Genomic DNA, 17,551 nt, shown 5'->3' with positions numbered 1-17,551 from the left:
GGTCCCTCCTGGGGACGGCGGCGGCAACGGTGACGCGACGACTTCTCACCCTACCGATTGGTACGCAGGTGAGGGAGGGTCGGGCCACGCGGCGGAGCGGAACCGCATGGACAGGCCCGCCGCGGGCGGTCAGTCCAGCACGCCCGCCAGATACGCGCGCAGCAGCTCCTTCGTCTCGGCCACGACCACCGGGTCGCCGTCCGGGTGGACGCGGAAGGCGAGCCGCAGCAGCGCGTCCGCGGTCTCGACGGCGAGCAGAAAGGCCACCCGCACCCGCTCCCCCGCCTCGCCGGACTCCTCCAGGCCCAGCCGCTCGCCGAGCAGCTCGCGCAGCCGGTCCGCGACCAGGTGGTTGGGCTGGTCGGGCCGAGCGGTCACGGGCACCGGCATGCCGAACTCGACCAGCGCGAAGCCCGGCGCCCCGCGCTTCATCGCCAGATACTCGTCGACCACCACGTCCATGGCCTCCCGCCAGCCGCCGCCCGTCCCGGACTCCGCCAGCCGCTCGGTCACCCGCGCGGCGTACTCGTCGAGATTGCGGTGGGCCAGGGCCTCGGCCATCGCGCGCTTGTTGGAGAAGAAGCGGTACACCGAGCCGATGGGGACGCCGGCGCGCTCGGCGACCGCACGGGTACTGAGGTCGTCGTAGCCGGTCTCGTCGAGGAGTTCGGCGCAGGCGTCGAGGATCCGGCCGAGGCGCTCGGCGCTGCGGCGCTGGACGGGGGCGCGGCGGAGGGGCGGTGGCGGTATGGGCACGCCACCATCCTGCCCGATCATTGACGCGCCCCGCTTTCGATTCCTATGGTCCTCCATAGGAATCGCACGCCCAGTGACCAAGTGGCGGGAGCCGGACGATGAGCGGCGGAACGGACATCGAGCGAGCGCGCAAGACGGCCGCGGGGCTGGTGTACTCCCCCGGGTTCGGCAATGAACACAGCAGCGAGGCCGTCGCGGGCGCGCTGCCCGTCGGCCGCAACTCCCCCCAGCGCGCTCCGCTGGGGCTGTACGCGGAGCAGCTGAGCGGCACCGCCTTCACCGAACCGCGCGCCCACAACCGGCGCTCCTGGCTGTACCGCATCCGGCCCTCCGCCGCGCACCCGCCCTTCGTCCGCGCCGACAACGGCGGGCTGCGCGGCGCGCCGTTCACGGAGTGCGCCCCCGACCCCAACCGGCTGCGCTGGGAACCGCTGCCCGCCCCCGCTCCCGGCACCGACTTCCTCGCCGGCCTGTGGACCCTCGGCGGCAACGGCGACGCCTCGCGCCGCTCCGGCATGGCCATCCACCTCTACGCCGCGAACGCGCCCATGACCGACCGGGTGTTCAGCGACGCCGACGGCGAACTGCTGATCGTGCCCGAGCGGGGCGGGCTGCTGCTGTGCACCGAGTTCGGGCGGCTGCGCGCCGAGCCGGGGCAGATGGCGCTGGTGCCGCGCGGCGTGCGCTTCCGCGTCGAGCCGCTCGACCCCGAAGTGCGCGGCTACGTCTGCGAGAACCACGGCCGCCCCTTCACCCTTCCCGACCTCGGCCCGATCGGCGCCAACGGGCTGGCGGGCGCGCGGGACTTCCTGGCCCCGGTGGCCGCGTACGACGATGTCGAGGGCCCGGTGGAGGTGGTCAACAAGTTCTGCGGCAACCTCTGGTCCGCGACCTACGACCACTCCCCGCTGGACGTCGTCGCCTGGCACGGCAACCACGTCCCGTACGTGTACGACCTGCGCCGCTTCAATGTGCTCGGCAGCATCAGCTACGACCACCCGGACCCGTCGATCTTCACGGTCCTCACCTCGCCCTCCGACACCCCCGGCCTGGCGAACGTCGACTTCGTCGTCTTCGCGCCGCGCTGGCTGGTCGGCGAGGACACCTTCCGGCCGCCGTACTTCCACCGCAATGTGATGAGCGAGTACATGGGCCTGATCGAGGGCGCGTACGACGCCAAGACCGCCGGGAAGGGCGGCTTCGTGCCCGGGGGCGGCTCGCTGCACAACATGATGTCCGCGCACGGCCCCGACCGGGAGACCTTCGAGCGGGCGAGCACCGCCGAGCTGACGCCCCGCAAGGTCGACGACGGGCTGGCCTTCATGTTCGAGACCCGCTGGCCCGTGACGGCCACCCGGCAGGCGCGCGAGGCGGACCACCTCCAGCAGGGGTACGACGACGTCTGGCGGGGCCTGGAGCGGCACTTCCAGTGACCACCTTCGCCCCCGACTCCCTCACCCTGAACCGCAAGCTGCCGCTGTGGTACCAGGTCTCGCAGTCGCTGCGGGCCTCGATACTCGGCCGCGGCCCCCACGAGCCGCTGCGGCTGCCCACCGAGGACCGTCTGGCCGAGCACTACGGCGTCAGCGTCCTGACGATGCGGCAGGCGCTCAAGGAGCTGGAGTCGGAGGGGCTCATCAGCCGCCACCGGCGGCGCGGCACCTTCATCGAGCCGAGCGCCCGGCGCGGCGCGCCGGTGCGGCTGCTGGGCTCGGTGGACGCGATCGTGGCCCAGCAGTCCGGCGAGCGGACGACCGTACTCGGCCACGGGCCCGCCCCCGTACCGGCGGAGCTGGCCGAGCACTTCCCGGGCCTGCGCGAGACCACGGCCTACCGGCGGCTGCGGAGCGACGCGGCGGGCGGCGAGCCGACCAACTGGGCCGAGAATTTCGTCCGCCCCGACATCGCCGAGCGCATCGACGTGGCCGACCTCGCGCGCTGGCCGATGACGAAGGTGCTGCGGGACGCGGTAGGGGTCCGGATCAGCCGCATCACGGACACGGTCGAGGCCCGCCTGGCCGACCCGGAGACGTCCCGGCTGCTCCGGGTGCCGCTGCTCAGCCCGATCCTGCACTACACGGGGGTGACCTACGACGACGCGGGGCGGGCGGTGGACGTGGCCCGCATCCACTACCGGGGGGACCGCTTCTCGTTCACGGTCACGGTCGAGGCGCGGTGACCGCCGTCGGCTGAGCGGTTCCCGCGCGCCGCGCGCCGGGCGGCCCGTGGATACGATGCGGGGTGGGAGTGGGAGAACGTGCCGGGGGAAGGGCTGCGGCGTGACGGCGACACGGGCCACAGGGGCCGACCGGGCCGTATGGGCCGACGCACCGCTGCTGGCGGACCTCATGCCCTGGTCCGTGGCGCCGCTGCGGCTGGGCCGGGCGTGGGTGATGGGGCCGGACCCCAAGACGCTCAAGGCGCGCTGGGAGCGGCTGGTCGCCGCCGGTGACGCGGCCGGTCGGGCGGCGCTGTTCCGGCCGAGCCGTGCCCGTACGCTGCACGTCGCCATGCCCCAGCTGCCCGGTCAGCGGACCTCCACCGTCCCGCTGGCGGGCGAGAGCGGGCCGTGCCCCGAGCCCGTACGGGTCGCTCACGGGCCGTACGACCAGCAGTGGCTGATCCCCGACCACCGGCTGATCGACGCCGCCCGGCCGGAGCTGTGGCGGGTGACCGACGACCGGCAGATCCACGCCGTCGAGGGGGCCGGTCCTGACCCGGGGCCGACGCTGACGTTCTCCGCGCTGCTGCCGGACGGCTACTCCCCCGCGGGCCGCCCCGGGCGGATCCGGCCGCTCTACCGCCGCCCCGGCGGCCAGGAGCCCAATCTCGCGCCGGGGCTGCTCGACCGGCTCGCGGCCGAGCTGGCGCGTCCCGTCACGGCCGAGGACTTCCTGGCCTGGGTCGCCGCGGTGGCCGGCCATCGCCCGGAGGGCTGCGCGGTGCCGCTGACCGCCGACCCCGGGATCTGGGAGGCGGGGGTGGAGCTGGGCCGCCGGGCGCTGTGGCTGCATACCCGCGGGGCGCACAGCGGCGAACGCCCGCGCATGCCGGGCGGCCAGCGCCCCTACGTACGCGCCGCGCTCCCCGAGCGCGGGCTGCCCGAGACCCTCGCGTACGACCCGGAGGACGCGACCCTGCACCTCGGCGCGGGGCGGATCTCACCGGTGCCGCGCAGCGCGTGGGAGTTCCACGCGGGCGGGGCGCGGGTACTGGAGACCTGGTTCGAGCGCCGTACGGCCCGGGGCGAGCCCGGCACGCTGGAGGCCGTCGTTCCGGCGGCCTGGCCGCGCGAGTGGACATCGGAGCTGCTGGAGCTGATCACCGTGCTGGCGCTGCTCGCCGAGGATCGCCCGGCGCGGCGGGCGCTGGCCGACCGGCTGGCCGCCGGGCCGCGCCTCGGCCCGGCGGAGCTGGGCGAGGCGGGCGTGCTGCCGGTGCCGGGCGCGGCCCGGCGCCCGGCGTCCGTGCTGGACCATCACGAGGAGGGCCCGGGCGGGCAGTTCGCCCTGATGTGAGCCGGACGGTGCCCGGCTGCTCCGGCGCTACGCGCACGTGCCTCCGGGGCGAGGACGAGTGCGTACGCGCGCCCGGAGGCAGCGGCCATGCCGCGCGCGGGCACGGGGTCACCGGCTGGAGCGGGGCCGGTTCCGCCGTGCCCGGAACGCGGACGGCGATGCGGGCGTCACGGGCGGCGGGCCCTGGGGGCGGGCCCACCGGATCTGCCATGCCTGCCGGGCTGCCCGGGGCGACCTGGCCCGCCGGAACGGGCCGGGCGGGCCGGGTGCGCCGGACGCCTCAGTGGCGGCTGCCGAACAGCGAACGGCGCAGTCGGCGCAGCGGCGCGAACAGCGACACCCTGGCGCCCCTGTTCCGCTCGGTGCGCGCGTGGTCCCGCGCGGTCAGCTCCTGCATCAGCACCGTGGCGCCCTCGGCCTCTCGCTGCGGCACGGCAGGGCCGCCCAGCACCGCGAGATGTCGGTCGAGGCGGGCGCTGGTCGACCCGCTCCCGCAGTTGATGGCAGGCACTCGCGGCCTGCTGCGTACTGTTATCTGCTCCATGTCACTCCCCACCCGTACGAGGGCACCCGCCCCGGGCAGAGTAACCCTACCTTGGCGAGCCGTCACCCACGCACCCCCGGTCGCTGATTTACCTCCGCGTCAAGGGTGTTGACGCGTCCATCGCGAATCATGGATCACGCAGGGCGAGTTGCACGACCGGATTCGTGCTGGGCCGGGTTGACCCCCCGTCCGGTTCCAAGGTGACCGCGAGACGCTCGGTGTGCGCCCCGAAGCCGCCCGTGACCAGCGATGTCCCTTCCCCATTGCCGTCCAGGAGCCCGGCCGAGCGGGGCGTGCCCGAGGCGCCCGAGGGGCCGGCGTCGATCATCCACAGCTGGTACGCCCGCCCGTCGGGCGGCGCCGCCAACCCGGAGACGGTGACCACAGCCGCGCCGAGGCGGCGCGAGGTTACGGCGTTGATGCCGCGGCCCTGGGCGTCGCGCGCGCTGACGCCCCTGGCGTCCGGCGCCGACAGCACCTGCTCGACGGCGCGCGTCGCGCCCCGCTCCCGGTCGAGCGCGTCGCGGGTGCGCACCAGTTCGACCCCGAGCACGACCGCCGCGGCCAGGGACAGCGCGCCGGCGGCCGCGGCGATCCGCAGACCGAGCACGGGGCGCCGGAAGGAGGGGGACAGGCCCCTGCCGCGCGCCCGCCGCCCGCCGGGCCCGGAGCGGCCCGCGTGGGCGGCGCGGGCCTGCTGGCCCGCGTATCCGTATCCGCCGTCCGCCGCGGAGGGCGCCTCCTGGGGGGTGGCGTAGGCGGCCGCCAGCACCCGCTGCCGCATCTCGGGCGGCGCCGGGGCGGCCACCGCCCGCGCCAGCCGCACCGCGCCCTGCGCCAGGTCGCGCACTTCCTGGGCGCACCCCGGGCAGCGGGCCAGATGCCGCTCGTACCGCAGGCGCTCCTTCGGGTCCAGGGCGTCGAGGGCGTACGCGCCCGCCGGCGCATGCGCCTTGCGCCCCCTGCCGCCCCGGTACGCCGGGGTCCGGTCGGTCGGCCGGCTGGTCGGCCGATTGTTGGTCATACCGCCGCTCCCAAGCACTCGCGCAGCCGCGTCAGCCCGTCCCGCATCCGCGTCTTGACCGTTCCCAACGGTACGGCCAGCCGATGCGCCACCTCCCGATAGGAGTACCCCTCGTAGTACGCGAGGGTGACCGACTGCCGCTGAAGCTCGGTGAGCCGGGCCAGACAGCCGCGCACCCACTCCCGCTCAAGACGCCCCTCGACCGCCTCCGCCACCTGGTCGAAGGCCGGGCCCTCCGACTGCCCGCCGACGCGCGCCTCGCGGTCGGCCGCCGAGCGGGCCGAGCGCACGCGGTCCACGGCGCGGCGGTGGGCGAGGGTGAGGATCCAGGCGAGCGCCGAGCCGCGGCGCGGGTCGAAGCGCGCGGCGGTGCGCCAGACCTCAAGCAGCGCCTCCTGCGTGACCTCCTCGGACTGGGCCGGGTCCCGCAGCACGCGCCGCACCAGCCCGTACACGGGCCCCGACACCATGCCGTACAGATCCTCGAACGCACGGTGGTCGCCGCCGGCGACCAGCGGCAGCAGGTCGTCCGGGCCGCGCCCGCGCTCCCCCGCGCGCTCCTGTCCACCCACCCACCCGCGTATCGGCCCTCGTTCTCCCGTCTGCTCCACACTCACGCGGCAAACCCCGCTTCCTGCCATCGGTCTCGCTGCCCCGTCTTCGGTTGCTTCGGTTGCTTCGCGACGTCCGCCGAAAAAAATCCACCGACCCACCAATCCGGTCGGCCGACCGCTCCGAATAGCCGACATCAGCCTGTCCACCACACGTACGAAGGACCGACCCAGATGACCTCAATCACCAAGAGGAGTGTGGCCGCGCTCGTGGGCGGAGCGCTGGCCGCGGGAGGGCTCGCGGTGGCCGGTGTGGCCGCGCTCGGGCCCGAGGCCGCGGAGGCCTCCAGCCACCGGGAGGCGCCGCTGATCTCGGGCCAGCCGGAGTACGACACCACCGACGTCTACGCGTTCGTGAGCCCCGACAAGGCGGACACGACGACGCTGATCGCGAACTTCCTCCCGTTCCAGGACCCGGCGGGCGGCCCGAACTTCTACAAGTTCGCCGAGGACGCCCAGTACGACGTGCGCATCGACAGCGACGGCGACGCCCGGGAAGACCTGATCTACCGCTGGACCTTCAAGGACCACGTCCGCAACGAGGACACGTTCCTCTACAACACCGGTCCGGTGACGTCCCTCGACGACAAGGACCTGAACTTCTTCCAGACGTACGACATCGAGCTCATCAAGCTGCGGCACGGCAAGGCCGTCGAGCGCACCAAGGTGGCGGACGATCTGGTCGTGGCCCCCTCGAACGTGGGCAAGGCGTCCATGCCGGACTACAAGACCCTGCGCGACGAGGCGATACGCAAGGTGTACGGCGGCGTCACGGCCTTCGCCGGCCAGGCCGACGACCCGTTCTTCGCCGATCTGCGGGTGTTCGACCTGCTCTACGGCGGCGACCTGTCGGAGGTCGGCAACGACACCCTCAAGGGCTACAACGTCCAGTCCCTGGCCCTCCAGGTGCCCACCGACCAGCTGCGCGAGTCCCATGAGCAGCCGGTGATCGGGATCTGGTCCACCACCCAGCGCGCGGACGCCTACGGCGACTACGCCCAGGTCTCGCGGCTCGGCATGCCGTTGGTCAACGAGGTTGTCAACCCCCGTAAGGACAAGGACAAGTTCAACGCGTCGAATCCCAAGGACGACGCGCAGTTCCTGGACAACGTGGACGACCCGGAGCTGCCCAAGCTGATCGAGGGGATCTTCAAGATCAAGGCGCCTGACACCCCGCGCAAGGACCTCGAGCAGGTCTTCCTCACCGGCGTGCCCGAGCTCAACCAGGTCGACGGGGGCAAGGCCTCCGAGATGCTGCGGCTCAACACCTCCATCAAGCCGACCCACGAGCCCAAGCGCCTCGGCGTCCTGGACGGCGACCAGGCCGGGTTCCCCAACGGCCGCCGGCTCACCGACGACGTGTTGGACATCGCGCTCCAGGTCGTGGAGGGCGAGCTGCTCGACCAGAAGAACGACCTGGGCGACGCGGTCGACGCGAACGACCAGAAGTTCGAGAGCTACTTCCCCTACGTCGCGCTGCCCAACTCCGGCTCGGACGTCAAGACCGCCACCAAGAGCGCGGCGGCCGCGACGGACGGCCGGACCCTGCTGAACGGCGGCTCCGGCATCGTCACCACCACCACCGAGGACAACAACACGCTGCTGGCCACCTCCGCCGCCGCGGGCGGCGCGGCGGTGCTGCTGCTGGCCGTCGGCCTGACCTGGCGCCGGCGCCGCCGGCGGCTGGTGCGGGTGCACACCCGCAGGCACTGATCCGGCGTGCGCACCGGCCGGGGCGCGCTTCCCTCGTGGAACGCGCCCCGGCCGGGGCCCGGAAGGCCGAGCACCAGGCCGCTTCCGTACGTACACCTCTGTGACACCAGAGCCCGAACCCCCGAACACCCCCGAAAGCCCCTGAATCACTCCCGCAAGCCCCTGCAAGCCCCTCGCAAGCCCCTGAAGCCGCGTCCCTCGTGCACCCGAAAGGCAGCCCGCAATGCCTGTCCGGCACCTAAGCGACCCCGAGGAAGCAGAGGCGGGCCCCCGCGCCGCCTGGCACGGCACCTCGCCGCGTTGTCGGAGTCGCCCGAGTACGCCCAGTACGAGGGCGATCCTCCGCCTTGCGATGCACCGCACCAGACGACGTGGGAACCCACCCCTACTTCCCCGGGGCCGCTTAGTCCGCACCGCCGCCGTCGTCGTCGCCCTCGCGACGGGGATCACGGCCGCCGCGTTCGCCGTCGGCGGGTCCGACGAACGCCCCTCCGGCGTACGGACCGACGCCGTGCAGCCCGCCGGCCGGGCGGCGCTCGACCGGGTCGGCTCCAAGGACCTGGGCAAGAGCATCAGCGCGCTCCAGGCCCAGCTGCGGGCCCGGCCCAAGGACGCGGCCGGCTGGGCCACGCTCGGCGCGGCCTACGTCGAGCAGGCCCGCACCACCGGGGACCCCACCCGCTACCCCCAGGCGCAGAAGGCCCTCGCGCGCTCCCTGACGGCCCAGCCGCGCGACAACGACCTGGCCCTCGCCGGGCGCGCCGCGCTCGCCGCCGCGCGCCACGACTTCCCGGACGCGCTGCGCGACGCCGACCGGGCGCTGAAGGTCAACGCCTACAGCGAGCGGGCACTGGCCGTCCGGGTGGACGCGCTCGTCGAACTCGGCCGGTACGACGACGCGTACGCCGCCGCCAGGCGCGCCGACTCGCTGCGCCCCGGCATCCCCGCCTTCACCCGCCTCGCCTATGTCCTTGAGCTGCGCGGCGATCCGGCCGGCGCCCGCAGCGTGCTGCTGCGCGCCCGCAAGTCGGCGACCGCGCCCGGGGACGTGGCGTATGTGGCCACGGCGCTGGGGCAGCTGGCCTGGAGCCAGGGCCAGTACCCCCGGGCGCGCGGCCACTTCGCCGACGCGCTGCGCGCCGAGCCCGGCCATCTCCCCGCCCTGGAGGGCCGCGGCCGCACCTTCGCCGCGGTCGGCGACCTCGACGCGGCCGTCCGCGACCTGGAAGAGGTCGTACGGCGCTACCCGCTGCCCGCCGAGCTGGCCGCCCTCGGCGAGGTGTACGAGGCGCGCGGCGACCGCGAGCGGGCCCGGGAGCAGTACGCCGTGGCCGCCACCTGGATCGACCTGGCGCGGGCCAACGGTGTGGCGACGGACCTCGACAGCGCGCTGATCGCCGCGGACCACGGCGACCGCGCCGAGGCGCTGCGGGCGGCCCGCGCGGAGTGGGGCCGCCGCCACAGCGTGCACAGCGCCGACGCGCTGGCCTGGGCGCTGCACCGGGCCGGCCGTGACCGCGAGGCGCTCCGCTATGCCAAGTCCGCCGCCGCGCCCGGGTATCGCAACGCCTCGTTCCTCTACCACCGGGGGGTGATCGAGAAGTCCCTCGGCGACACCGCGTCCGCCCGCCGCCATCTCTCCGCGGCCCTCGACCTCAACCCGGCCTTCTCCCCCACGGGCGCCCGCGCCGCGAAGGCGGCGCTGAAGGGGCTGGGCGAGGCGCGATGACCGGCCGGCAGCCCCCGCTCCCGTACCGCACCGTTCGTACCGCAGGAGGTATCCGTCCATGAACCGGCTGATCCGGCGTGTCCGCCGCATCGGCGCCGCCGCGTCCGTGCTCTTCGGGGCGGCCGCCATCGTGGTGCTGCCCGCCGGGGCCGCCGCCGCGCATCCGCTGGGGAACTTCACCGTCAACCGCTACGACGGGCTGGTCGTCACGCCGGACGAGCTGCGGGTCGACCATGTGGAGGACCTCGCCGAGATCCCGGCCGCGCAGGCGAAGCCGCGGATCGACCAGGACGGCGACGACGAGCTCTCGCGCCCCGAACTGGACGCCTGGGCCGACCGCCGCTGCGCCGGCGCGGCGCGGGACGCGCGGCTGACGGTGCGCGGGGAGGCGGTGTCCGTACGGAGCGAGGGCGCGAAGGCGCGCTCGCGGGCGGGGCAGGCCGGTCTGCCGACGCTGCGCGTGGAGTGCCGGCTGACCGCCGCGCTGCCGCACGACGGGCGCGCCTCGCTCTCGTACCGCCCGGCGGACATCGGCACGGGGCCCGGCTGGCGGGAGATCACCGCTCAGGGCGACCGGATGACGCTGGCGGCGTCCGACGTCCCCACGTCCTCCGCCTCCCGGCGGCTGACCAGCTACCCGCAGGACCAGCTCTCCTCGCCGCCCGACGAGCGGACCGCCGCGCTGCGCACCACGCCGGGCGGGCCCGCGCTCGCCGACGCGCGATCCGACCGGGACGAGCAGTCCGAGGCGCCCGGAGGCTCCATACTGCCGCGCGGCGTGGACCGCTGGACGCAGGCGCTGACCGGGCTGGTGGCGCGGCACGACATCACGCCCTTCTTCGCCGTGTCCGCCTTCGGCATCGCCATGCTGCTCGGCGCGATGCACGCGCTGGCCCCGGGCCACGGCAAGACGCTGATGGCGGCGGCCGCGGCGGCGGGCGGGCGCAGCGCGATGCGCGATGTGCTGGCCCTGGGCGCGTCGGTGACGATCACCCACACGCTCGGGGTCTTCGCCCTGGGGCTGTTGGTCACGGCGGGCTCGGCGGCCGCCCCGTCGGTGATCGCGTGGCTGGGCGTCGCGAGCGGGGTGCTCGTGACGCTGGCGGGGGCGGGGCTGCTGCGCAAGGCGCTGCGACAGCGCGGCGCCGCACACCATCACCACCCTCACGGCCACGGGCACGAGCACGGGCATGACCACGGCCATGAGCACGATCACGACCACAAGCACGAGCACGAGCACGTCCACTCGCACGGCGGCTTCACCCACTCCCACCCCCTGCCCTCGGGCCGCCCCACCCTGCGCGGCACCATCCTCCTCGGCTTCGCGGGCGGGCTCGTGCCGAGCCCGTCCGCCGTGGTCGTGCTCGTGGGCGCGGCCGCGCTGGGGCAGGCGTGGTTCGGGTTTCTGCTGGTGCTGGCGTATGGGGCCGGGCTGGCGCTCACGCTCACGCTGGCCGGGATCGCGGTGGTGCGCCTGGGGCAGCGGGCCACGGCGCGGCTTGCGGCCCGGACCGGCGCCGGGGGCCGCGGCCGGCGCGTGCTGCGGCTGGTGCACCGCGCCTCGCCGGTCGGCACCGCGGCCGTGGTGCTGGCACTCGGCTGCGGGCTGGTGCTCAGAGGGGCGGCGTCCACCCTCGGCTGACGCACCTGGGCTGACGCCGCGGGAGGCCACGGACGACAACCGTCCGGGGCCTCCCGCTGTCGCGTGGTGGCGCGAAGTATGGTCGAACGGCCGATCAGATTCCGTCAGCCGTGTTCAGGACGGGCAGGTAGCCGCCGGACTGCCCCGCGGCGGTCGGGTGGTACGACTCGTCGATGGGCCAGGTGACGCTGTGCAGCCACTCGCTCCCGGAGCAGATCTCGTGCCCGGAGAACGGGGTGGCCACATCGCCGAAGGCGAAGCCGTAGGCGGAGGCGCGTCCCTTGGTGACGGAGTTCAGGTAGTCGGAGGCGTTGTTGATCGCGGTGCGCTCGGCCTCGGTGAGCCCCGCGATGCAGTCACCGTTGAGCTTGTAGAAGCGCGGGTAGCCGAGGACGACGACCTTGGCGGACGGCGCCTTGGAGCGGATGGAGCTGTAAACCTGGTCCAGCTTGCCGGGCAGGGTGTTCTGCACGTAGGTGCGGGCGTTGGCGACCGCGGTGAGGCAGTTACTCTCGCCGGGCAGCACACAGGTGGTCATGACGTCGGCGAAGCCGGCGTCGTTGCCGCCGATGCTGATGCTCACCAGGCCGGTGCTGGAGCTCAGCGGGCCGAGCTGGTTGTTGAGAACGTCGCCGGTCTTGGCGCCGGAGCAGGCCGTGAAGTTGAAGCTTGAGGGGGCGTGCGCGGCGGCCCAGAGCGCGGGGTAGGCCTTGGTGCTGCGCTTGCAGCTGCCGCTGGCGGAGTCGTAGCTGCCGGAGCCGACGCCGGATGAGTAGGAGTCACCGAGCGCCACGTAGGCGGGCCCTGCGGCGCTCTCCGCGGCCTGGGCCGCGCCCGCGCCGGTGAAGGCGAGCACGACACCGACGGCGAAGGCACAGGCGGTGGCCGTGAGTCTGGACAGTTTCATTCAGTCTCCCTTAGCAGGATTGCTGCCGATGCTGGTGCGGCACGACGGCCCCGAAAGGGGCAATCATGTTCGAAACCGTCTGTCACGCCGCTCCGTTCACTGCCCTCGGCGTGACATGGCTATGTCATCCCGCCGAAACACGGGGTCTATGCGTGTAGTTAGGAAAATATTCCGGTCGAGGCGATGAACTTCGCGCACAGCGGCGCCGCACGCCGGTCGCACACCACCGCGCACGCCGTTGAACAAACCAACCCGAAGTGTCAACCCACGCCCATAAACGCCCCGTTCGCACAACTGCCGCATCTTGACGGGCCTCCTCCGCCTGCGCCAGATTGAGGCCCGGCATCCGGCGCATCAGGGGGCAAAGTCGCCAATGCAGACCATCAGTGACAAGAGCCCGGCGGGCGCCCGGTTCCCACTCGTGCTCATGGGGGTCGCAGTCGGCGCCGGCGGAGTCGGTGCCGCGCTCACGCTCGCGGGTGTCGACGCGCCGCCGCGCGCACCGCTCACACTCTTCTTCCTGGTCATGGCGCCCGCATCGGCCCTGGCCCACGCGCTGCGCGGCCTGGACGGGGCGGCCCGGGCGGTGCTGGCGGGCGCGGGCGCGCTCGCGCTCGACCTGTTGGTCGCGCAGACGATGCTCGCCCTGCACCTGTGGTCGGTACGCGTGGGCGTGTCGGCGGTCGGCGCGACAAGCCTTCTGCTCTTCCTGTCGGCGCGACTGGCTCACGCGCGGCGCCGCCGCCGTCGCCTGCGCACGACGAGTAGTCAGGGATGACACGTGGACATAGGTGACATCGGCGTGTACCGCCCCGGCGAGCTGACGGCCGCCGACCGGGCGGCCTGGACGGCCATGCAGGCGCAGGCGCATCTCCTGGGCGCGCCCGAACTGGCGAACCCCTTTCTCTCTGCGGAGTTCACGCTGGCCGTCGGCCGCTGTAGACGCGGGGTACGGATCGCGGTGGTGCGCGAAGAAGGCGAGCCCGTGGCCTTCTTCCCCTTCCAGCGGACCCGGCTCGGCGTGGGGCGGGCGATCGGCCTGGGCCTGTCCGACTCACAGGGCCTGATGCACCGGCCCGGGTTCCAGTGGGACGCGCGCGAGCTGCTCCAGGCCTGCGGGCTCGCGGTCTGGGAGTTCGATCACCTGGTGGAGGGGCAGAAGCCCTTCGAGGTGGGGGCCCGGGGCTCCTTCCCCTCCCCGGTGATCGACGTGGAGCAGGGCTTCGAGGCGTATCTGGCCCAGCTCCGCGCGCGCTCGCCGAAGTTCACCCGCACCACGCTCGCCAAGGAGCGCAAGCTGGGCCGGGACGTCGGCGACGTGCGGTACGTCCACGACGAGCGCGACCCGGCGGTGCTCCGCACGCTGATCGGCTGGAAGTCGGCGCAGTACCGCCGGACGGGGCGCAGCGACCGCTTCGCCCACGCCCGGATCACCCGCCTGGTGGAGCAGCTGTTCCATACCCGCGGCTCCTCGTGCGCCGGGCTGCTCTCGGTGCTCTACTGCGGCGGGCGGCCGGTGGCCGGGCACTTCGGGCTCCGCTCGGAGCGGGTGCTGGCCTGCTGGTTCCCGGCGTACGACACGGCGTTCGCGAAATTCTCGCCCGGTCTGGTGCTGCATCTGCGGATGGCCGAGGGGGCGGCCGCGCAGGGGCTGGCCTATCTGGATCTCGGGCGCGGCGAGAAGGAATACAAGGACTCCCTCAAAACACGCGATCTCAGTGTGTCCGAGGGGTGGGTGACGCGCCGCCACCCGGTGGCGCTCGGGCATCGCGTGCGGCGTGCTCCGATTCGGGCGCTGCGCAATAAGGTGCTTTCGAGGCCGGAGCTCTACGGGCCGGCCGACCGACTGCTCAGGCGTTTGGGCAGTATACGGGCAAAGAATTGACGAACAGACTTCCAAGAGGGGGTGTCGGGTGATTTCCCTTGCCATAGAGTAATCGGTGTCAATACCGTCGTCACCGTCGTCATAACACCCGCATCGGATCCATCACCATGGCGGCTCCAGGGGAGGGCTCGAACGTCGCGATGGATTCCGGAGCGGGATCGCGGTAGGGGGGTGCCGCGCCCGGCCGTCCTGTGCAATTGCGCTCTTGCGCTGCTCAGACATGCCGCGACGCGGGCCGCGAGGCAAGTAACGCCAGCCAGCTCGCTCGGCCTTGTTCGGTGGTCAATACCGTCATGGGCGGGTGAGAACCCCCCTTTCGAACCGGATAACCCTACGGACCGCCCGGGGGCGGACGGTCCACCGGACGAGAGGGAAACAATTCCATGAGCTCCTCTGTGCGCCCGGACGCGCCGGAAAGCGAATCCATTTCAGCGGGATCGACGACCTCCGGGCCGCACCGGTATCGCCCGGTGTCCTCTCATCTCGCGATCGCGCCGCCCGTGAGCGTCGTGATCCCGGCCATGAACGAGGCCGAGAATCTCCCGTACGTTTTCAGGACAATGCCCTCCTGGATCCATGAAGTCGTGCTTGTGGACGGGAATTCCACGGACGACACGGTCCGGGTGGCGCACGAGCTGTGGCCGGGGGTGAAGGTCGTACCGCAGCGCGGCAAGGGCAAGGGCGACGCGCTCATCACCGGATTCGCCGCCTGCACCGGCGACATCGTGGTGATGGTCGACGCGGACGGCTCGGCCGACGGCGGCGAGATCGTCAGCTATGTGTCCGCACTGGTCTCCGGAGCCGACTTCGCGAAGGGGTCGCGATTCGCCAACGGCGGCGGCACGGACGACATGACGCCCATCCGCAAGCTCGGCAACCGCGCGCTGACCTCGCTGGTCAACCGCAAGTTCGGCGCCCGCTACACCGATCTGTGCTACGGCTACAACGCCTTCTGGCGCCGCTGCCTGGACGAGATCGCGCTCGACTGCGCCGGGTTCGAGGTCGAGACGCTGATGAACATCCGGGTGGTCAAGGCCGGCCTGCGGGTCCAGGAGATCCCCAGCCACGAGTACCGGCGCATCCACGGCGTCAGCAATCTGCGGGCCGTCCGCGACGGGCTGCGCGTGCTGCGGGTGATCCTGCGCGAGCGGGGCGCCAAGCGGCACCGCCGCCACCCCGCGCTGGCGCCCGCGGCGGTCAGGGGAGAGCTGTCGTGACGGATCTCCCCGCTCGCCCCTCGCCGCTGCCGCGGCCCCGGATGTCCGTGGTGATCTGCGCATACACCGAGGACCGCTGGGACGACATCCTCGCGGCGGTGGACTCGGTGCGCGGCCAGTCGCTGCCCGCCCACGAGACGCTTCTCGTGGTCGACCACAACCCGGCCCTGCTGCGCCGCCTGACCGCCCATTACGGCGACGGCCCGGGTGCGGCGGGCCGGGAGGACGTGCGGGTGCTCGCCAACGCGGGCCCCCGTGGCCTGTCCGCGGGCCGCAACACCGGCGTCGCGGCCTCCACCGGCGAGGTCATCGCGTTTCTCGACGACGACGCGGTCGCCGAGCGCGACTGGCTGCACCACTTCGCCGCCGCGTACGCCGACCCACGGGTGCTCGCGGTCGGCGGGCGGACCGTCCCGGTGTGGGCCTCCCGCCGCCGCCCGCCCTGGTTCCCCGAGGAGTTCGACTGGGTCGTCGGCTGTACGTACCGGGGGCTCCCGCCCGGCCGGGTCCGGGTGCGCAATGTCCTCGGCGGCAACGCGTCCTTCCGCCGCGAGGCCTTCGAGGTGACCGGCGGCTTCGCGACCGGCATCGGGCGGGACGGCGACAGGCGGCCGCTGGGCTGCGAGGAGACCGAGCTGTGCATCCGGCTGAGCCGCGCCCGGCCCGACGCGGTGCTGCTCATCGACGACCGGGCCGTCATCCACCACAAGGTGCCGCCCGCCCGCGAGCGGTTCGCCTACTTCCGCGCCCGCGCCTACGCCGAGGGCCTCTCCAAGGCCCTCGTCGCCCGCAGCGTGGGCGCCCAGGCGGGCCTGTCCGCCGAGCGCCGCTACGCCGCCCGCGTGCTGCCGGCCGGCATCGCGCGCGGCCTGCGCGACGCCCTCCTCGGCCGGCCGGGCGGCGCGGGCCGGGCCGGCGCGATCGTGGCCGGCGTCGCGGCCGCGGCGAGCGGCTACGCCGTGGGTACCTCCCGCGCCCGCGGAACCGGCGGCGCGCGGTGTGCGGTGGCGGCGCTCCCCGAGGCGGCGCGGCCGCCGGAGCCGCCGCGGGAGAAGACGGCCGGAGGGCCGCCCACCCGGACACCCGAGGGGGCGGCATGACCGGCAGATCCGACGCCCTCGCGCAGCGCCGCACGGTCCACGTGACCGCACCGGCACACCCGCGCGCGACCCGCGCCCGCGCGGGAGGCCGGGCATGAGTGGGCGGGTGCCGATACTGATGTACCACGCCGTGGCATACGCACCCGCGCGCGCGACACGCGCGCTGTCCGTCTCGCCGCCCGCGTTCGCCGCGCAGATGGATCTGCTCGGCGCGCGCGGGTTCACGCCGGTCACCTGTGAGCGGCTGGCCGCAGCCTGGCGGGGCGGGGCGGCGCTGCCGGAGCGGCCCGTGCTGATCACGTTCGACGACGGCTATGAGGGCGTGCACCGGTACGCCCTCCCCTCGCTGGCCTCGCACGGCTTCCCGGCCACGCTGTTCGCCACGACCGGCTGGCTGCGCGGCCCGTACGACACGGGCCGCGCGCTCGACCTGATGCTCGACTGGGACCAGCTGCACGCCCTCGCGGCCGCCGGTCTCGAGATCGGCGGGCACAGCCACACCCACCCCCAGCTCGACCAGCTGGACGACGAGCGGCTGTGGTTCGAGGTGCTGCGCTGCCGGGAGATCCTCACCGACGAGCTCGGCCGCCCGCCGGTGTCCTTCGCCTATCCGTACGGCTATTCCAGCCGCCGGGTGCGCCGCACGGTGCGCGCGGCCGGGTTCGGCGTGGGGCTCGCGGTGGGGAACGATCTCGCCGCGCGCGGTCAGGGCCCGTACGCCCTGCGGCGGGTGACGATCGGCCGCGCCACGCGCATCGCGGAATTCGAGCGGCTGGTCACCGGGCAGGCGGTCGGCCGGCACTTCGCCCGGGACCGGGCGCTCACCAAGGGGTACGCCCTGATCCGCAGATCACGCCGGCTGTCACGACAGCTGTCACGACAGGCATGGGGGAAGGTGCGCTGAG

At 73.7% G+C, this 17,551-nt stretch carries 16 protein-coding genes; 11 read left to right on the top strand and 5 right to left on the bottom strand.

Features of this window, described 5'->3' with window-relative positions; genetic code table 11:
* Positions 1-129: 129 nt before the first annotated feature.
* The gene (locus ACH4S9_RS40975; RefSeq protein WP_311725181.1) at positions 130-777 is read right to left on the bottom strand and encodes a TetR/AcrR family transcriptional regulator; all 648 of its coding nucleotides are present in this window, start codon (positions 775-777) and stop codon (positions 130-132) included.
* A gap of 77 nt (positions 778-854) precedes the next feature.
* Between ACH4S9_RS40975 and hmgA the strand changes: the two genes are divergently transcribed.
* The 3 genes from hmgA to ACH4S9_RS40960 are packed head-to-tail and all read left to right on the top strand — an operon-like array spanning position 855 to position 4,274.
* Positions 855-2,189 (top strand): homogentisate 1,2-dioxygenase, encoded by a 1,335-nt coding sequence (gene hmgA, locus ACH4S9_RS40970; RefSeq protein WP_385349231.1) that lies wholly within the window; start codon positions 855-857, stop codon positions 2,187-2,189.
* Positions 2,186-2,935: a GntR family transcriptional regulator gene (locus ACH4S9_RS40965; protein WP_358846367.1), complete on the top strand. Its 750-nt coding sequence runs from the start codon at positions 2,186-2,188 to the stop codon at positions 2,933-2,935. Before hmgA ends, ACH4S9_RS40965 begins: the two co-directional genes overlap by 4 nt.
* Positions 2,936-2,990: 55 nt before the next feature.
* Positions 2,991-4,274, top strand: coding sequence for a type ISP restriction/modification enzyme (locus tag ACH4S9_RS40960; protein ID WP_398376770.1), 1,284 nt, complete (start codon positions 2,991-2,993; stop codon positions 4,272-4,274).
* A 280-nt stretch (positions 4,275-4,554) separates the two neighbouring features.
* On the opposite strand, the gene ACH4S9_RS40955 is transcribed toward ACH4S9_RS40960, so the two are convergent.
* The 3 genes from ACH4S9_RS40955 to ACH4S9_RS40945 form a co-directional block, all read right to left on the bottom strand.
* On the bottom strand, positions 4,555-4,818 hold the full coding sequence (locus tag ACH4S9_RS40955; protein ID WP_043487934.1) for a hypothetical protein: 264 nt from the start codon (positions 4,816-4,818) through the stop codon (positions 4,555-4,557).
* Positions 4,819-4,945: 127 nt separating this feature from the next.
* Entirely contained in the window at positions 4,946-5,842 is an 897-nt protein-coding gene (locus ACH4S9_RS40950; RefSeq protein ID WP_398376768.1) for an anti-sigma factor domain-containing protein, read from the bottom strand.
* The gene (locus ACH4S9_RS40945) at positions 5,839-6,453 is read right to left on the bottom strand and encodes a sigma-70 family RNA polymerase sigma factor (protein WP_311725335.1); all 615 of its coding nucleotides are present in this window, start codon (positions 6,451-6,453) and stop codon (positions 5,839-5,841) included. Before ACH4S9_RS40945 ends, ACH4S9_RS40950 begins: the two co-directional genes overlap by 4 nt.
* 174 nt (positions 6,454-6,627) lie before the next feature.
* Between ACH4S9_RS40945 and ACH4S9_RS40940 the strand changes: the two genes are divergently transcribed.
* The 3 genes from ACH4S9_RS40940 to ACH4S9_RS40930 all read left to right on the top strand — a co-directional run bounded on the left by ACH4S9_RS40940 (position 6,628) and on the right by ACH4S9_RS40930 (position 11,537).
* Positions 6,628-8,166 (top strand): DUF4331 domain-containing protein, encoded by a 1,539-nt coding sequence (locus ACH4S9_RS40940; RefSeq protein WP_398376765.1) that lies wholly within the window; start codon positions 6,628-6,630, stop codon positions 8,164-8,166.
* Positions 8,167-8,518: 352 nt separating this feature from the next.
* Entirely contained in the window at positions 8,519-9,895 is a 1,377-nt protein-coding gene (locus ACH4S9_RS40935) for a tetratricopeptide repeat protein (protein ID WP_311725176.1), read from the top strand.
* Between the two features lie 58 nt (positions 9,896-9,953).
* On the top strand, positions 9,954-11,537 hold the full coding sequence (locus ACH4S9_RS40930) for a sulfite exporter TauE/SafE family protein (RefSeq protein WP_398376763.1): 1,584 nt from the start codon (positions 9,954-9,956) through the stop codon (positions 11,535-11,537).
* 94 nt (positions 11,538-11,631) lie between these two features.
* On the opposite strand, the gene ACH4S9_RS40925 is transcribed toward ACH4S9_RS40930, so the two are convergent.
* On the bottom strand, positions 11,632-12,444 hold the full coding sequence (locus ACH4S9_RS40925) for an SGNH/GDSL hydrolase family protein (protein WP_311725174.1): 813 nt from the start codon (positions 12,442-12,444) through the stop codon (positions 11,632-11,634).
* Between the two features lie 427 nt (positions 12,445-12,871).
* Here ACH4S9_RS40925 and ACH4S9_RS40920 point away from each other — a divergent pair, with 427 nt between their 5' ends.
* The 5 genes from ACH4S9_RS40920 to ACH4S9_RS40900 all read left to right on the top strand — a co-directional run bounded on the left by ACH4S9_RS40920 (position 12,872) and on the right by ACH4S9_RS40900 (position 17,550).
* Entirely contained in the window at positions 12,872-13,222 is a 351-nt protein-coding gene (locus tag ACH4S9_RS40920) for a hypothetical protein (RefSeq protein WP_398376761.1), read from the top strand.
* A gap of 75 nt (positions 13,223-13,297) precedes the next feature.
* The gene (locus ACH4S9_RS40915) at positions 13,298-14,329 is read left to right on the top strand and encodes a GNAT family N-acetyltransferase (protein WP_398376833.1); all 1,032 of its coding nucleotides are present in this window, start codon (positions 13,298-13,300) and stop codon (positions 14,327-14,329) included.
* Between the two features lie 383 nt (positions 14,330-14,712).
* Positions 14,713-15,546 carry a glycosyltransferase family 2 protein gene (locus tag ACH4S9_RS40910; RefSeq protein ID WP_385349251.1) on the top strand — a complete coding sequence of 278 codons (834 nt, stop codon included), beginning with the start codon at positions 14,713-14,715 and terminating at the stop codon, positions 15,544-15,546.
* A gap of 41 nt (positions 15,547-15,587) precedes the next feature.
* Positions 15,588-16,646 carry a glycosyltransferase family 2 protein gene (locus ACH4S9_RS40905; protein WP_398376832.1) on the top strand — a complete coding sequence of 353 codons (1,059 nt, stop codon included), beginning with the start codon at positions 15,588-15,590 and terminating at the stop codon, positions 16,644-16,646.
* Positions 16,647-16,752: 106 nt separating this feature from the next.
* Positions 16,753-17,550 (top strand): polysaccharide deacetylase family protein, encoded by a 798-nt coding sequence (locus tag ACH4S9_RS40900; RefSeq protein WP_398376760.1) that lies wholly within the window; start codon positions 16,753-16,755, stop codon positions 17,548-17,550.
* The last annotated feature ends 1 nt before the right edge of the window (position 17,551 follow it).

The organism is Streptomyces sp. NPDC021225 (assembly GCF_044332865.1).
Lineage (GTDB): Bacteria > Actinomycetota > Actinomycetes > Streptomycetales > Streptomycetaceae > Streptomyces.
Note: the sequence above shows the minus strand (reverse complement) of the source record. Positions and strands in the feature narration are given on the sequence as shown.